This is a genomic window from Cupriavidus sp. SK-4 (assembly GCF_000611125.1).
GTDB lineage: Bacteria > Pseudomonadota > Gammaproteobacteria > Burkholderiales > Burkholderiaceae > Cupriavidus > Cupriavidus necator.
Map to the genome: position 1 here is coordinate 73,518 of NZ_JFJW01000090.1, position 2,874 is coordinate 76,391.

General features: G+C 68.5%; 3 protein-coding genes and 1 pseudogene. All 4 read left to right on the forward strand.

The annotated features are described in order from the left end of the window. Nucleotides 1–220: 220 nt before the first annotated feature. Nucleotides 221–1,006 (forward strand): AI-2E family transporter (locus CF68_RS19745; RefSeq protein ID WP_235205821.1); only part of this gene is annotated, 786 nt, incomplete at its 3' end. Between the two features lie 2 nt (nucleotides 1,007–1,008). Further along, a pseudogene (locus tag CF68_RS38490) lies at nucleotides 1,009–1,391 on the forward strand (AI-2E family transporter); the annotation flags it as partial. Then, nucleotides 1,391–2,080 (forward strand): paraquat-inducible protein A, encoded by a 690-nt coding sequence (locus CF68_RS19750; protein WP_035821975.1) that lies wholly within the window; start codon nucleotides 1,391–1,393, stop codon nucleotides 2,078–2,080. The pseudogene CF68_RS38490 and the gene CF68_RS19750, both read left to right, overlap by 1 nt. Continuing rightward, nucleotides 2,077–2,829: a paraquat-inducible protein A gene (locus CF68_RS19755; RefSeq protein WP_035821977.1), complete on the forward strand. Its 753-nt coding sequence runs from the start codon at nucleotides 2,077–2,079 to the stop codon at nucleotides 2,827–2,829. The genes CF68_RS19750 and CF68_RS19755 overlap by 4 nt, the downstream gene beginning before the upstream one ends. The last annotated feature ends 45 nt before the right edge of the window (nucleotides 2,830–2,874 follow it).

Consider the following 2,874-nt stretch of genomic DNA (forward strand, 5'->3'; position numbering starts at 1 on the left):
GAGCCACATACCGACCGCTAGCAAAAAGCCAATCACCCACCCGCTATCCACCGTCACAAACCTATGGCACTGTGCCCCCATCAGGGGGAACACGCCGCACGCAGCGGCCCACCGCCATAGTGACGACTAACCCACCGCCCCCCTTCCGCATCGCCCCACCCAACGTAGGCTATATTTACGCCGTTCCCGTCACACCGGCGGGGCCAAGGGAGAGCCATCCATGAGTTCCGGCCAGTTAATTGAGAAAATCGCAGCCGTCTTCGCGCTGATCGTGCTGATCGGCGGCTCGCTGCTTGTGCTGGCGCCGTTCACCACTGCGCTGCTGTGGGGCGCGATCCTGGCCTTCAGTTCGTGGTACCCGTACACGGTACTGTCGCGCTGGCTGGGCAACCGGCGCAGCCTGGCGGCGCTGATCTGCGTGCTGCTCGCCACCGTGGTGGTGCTGGGTCCGTTCGTCTACGCCGGCGCCAGCTTCTCGGCGCACCTGGACGACCTGTCCGCGCTGGTTGACCGCTATATGGAACACGGCATCCCGCAGTTGCCCGCCTGGCTGAGCAGCCTGCCCTATGTCGGCACTTACCTGCAAAGCTCCTGGGACGGCATCGTCAACGCCGATTCCGAGATGGTTGCCAACCTGCGCAAGCTGATCGCCCCGGTTGGCCACGTGCTGCTGGGCGCCGGGCTGTCGATCGGCGCCGGGCTGGGGCAGCTGGCGCTGTCGATCATCCTGGCGTTCTTCTTCTATACCGGCGGCGAGTTCGCCATTGCCTGGCTGCGCGCGGGCATGCGCCGCATCGCCGGCGAGCGCGCCGACCACCTGCTGGAGCTGGCCGGCAGCACCGTCAAGGGCGTGGTCTACGGCGTGCTGGGCACGGCTTTCATCCAGGCCGTGCTGGCCGGCATCGGCCTGTGGATCGCGGGCGTGCCGGGAGCGGCCATCCTGGGCTTCGTGACCTTCTTCCTGTCGGTGATCCCGGTCGGCCCGCCGCTGGTGTGGCTGGCCGGCNNGGCTGCCGGCCGCGCTGTGGCTGTACCACACCGGCGCCACCGGCTGGGCCATCTTCCTGGTGGTATGGGGCGTGGGCGTGGTCAGCATGGCTGACAACATCGTCAAGCCGCTGCTGATCAGCAAGGGCACCGGCATGCCGCTGATCTGGATCATGCTGGGCGTGCTCGGCGGCGCGCTGGCGTTCGGCTTCCTGGGCGTGTTCATCGGCCCGACGCTGCTGGCAGTGGCCTATGCGCTGCTGCGCGACTGGACCATCGGCTCGCAGGCAGAGGTAAAGCATGACCTGAAGCTGGGCGAGGCACTGGCGGCCGCGCCGCCGGCGCCGGCCGTGGTCGACAACCCCGACGTCCCGCCGGCCACGACCGGCAAGCACCCCGGCTGATGGCAGGACACGACGCGCCCGGCGCGCCCGCCACCCCCGACCTCTCGCCGGCCGCGCTGCACCGGCTGGTGGCATGCGAATACTGTGACGCGGTCTACCAACGCTCGCCGATCTCGCCCGGCGAGCGCGCGCTGTGCCTGCGCTGCGGCGGCGAGCTCTACCGCGAAAGCCGCCGCCAGTATCAACGGCTGCTGCCGCTGGTGATCACCGCGCTGATCCTGTTCCTGGTCTCCAACGCCTACCCGATCGTCGAGATGGACCTGCAGGGGGTCCGCACCCAGACCACGCTGCTGGGCGCCGTGCAGGCCCTGTACACCGACAAGATGGGGCTGGTGGCGGCACTGGTGTTCGCCACCACCATCCTGTTCCCGCTGTCTGAAATGCTGATGATGGCCTATCTGCTGGTGCCGATGGCACAGCACCGCATGCCCGCCGGCTTCGACCGCATCGTGCGCGGCATCCGCCAGACCCGGCCCTGGGGCATGATCGAAGTCTTCATGATCGGCGTGCTGGTCACGCTGGTGAAGCTGTCCAGCATGGCGCGCGTGCTGCCCGGCATCGCGCTGTGGTCGTTCGCGGCGCTGGTGATCGTGCTGGCGGCGATGTTGTCGTTCGATCCGCGCAACCTGTGGCGCCATCTGGAAACTCCCGATGACAACGCCGCGGCTGCGGGCGAGGAAGGCCGATGACGGACCAGCCGCAACCGCCGTCGCAGCGCCCCCGCCAGCCAGGCGGCCGCCTGGCCCGCCCGCGCCAGCTGGCGCGCGAGGTGGTGGCCGAACTCACCGACGACGACGAGCGCAATCCGCTGCCGCAGGTCCCGACCGCCAGCCGGCTGGGCCTGCTGTCGTGCCACGCCTGCGACCTGGTCAGCCCGCGCACACTGGAGGGCGAGCCCTGCCCGCGCTGCGGCGCCACTCTGCACCATCGCAAGCCCGACAGCCTGGCACGTACCTGGGCTTTCCTGCTGGCCGCCTTTATCCTCTATATTCCGGCCAACGTGCTGCCGGTGATGGTGACGCAGTCCATCCTCGGCACGCAGCAGGACACCATCCTGTCCGGCGTGATCTACCTCTGGCTGTCCGGCTCGCACATGCTGGCCGGGCTGGTGCTGATCGCCAGCATCATCGTGCCGCTGCTGAAGATGGTGATCCTCACCTTCCTGCTGCTGTCCGTGCATTTCCGCTCGACCTGGCGGATCCGGCAGCAGACCCGGCTGTACGGGCTGGTAGAGGTGATCGGCCGCTGGTCGATGCTCGATATTTTCGTGGTGGCGCTGCTGGCCTCGCTGGTGCGGGCCGGGGCGCTGGCCACCATCATCCCCGGCGGCGGCGCCATGGCCTTCGGCGCGGTCGTGGTCATGACCATGCTGGCCTCGCTCAGCTTCGATCCGCGCCTGCTGTGGGATTCGCTGGAAGACAACAATGACCGACACTGACAACCAAGCCTCCACGCCCGCGGGTTCGCCCCCGCCGGCACCGCC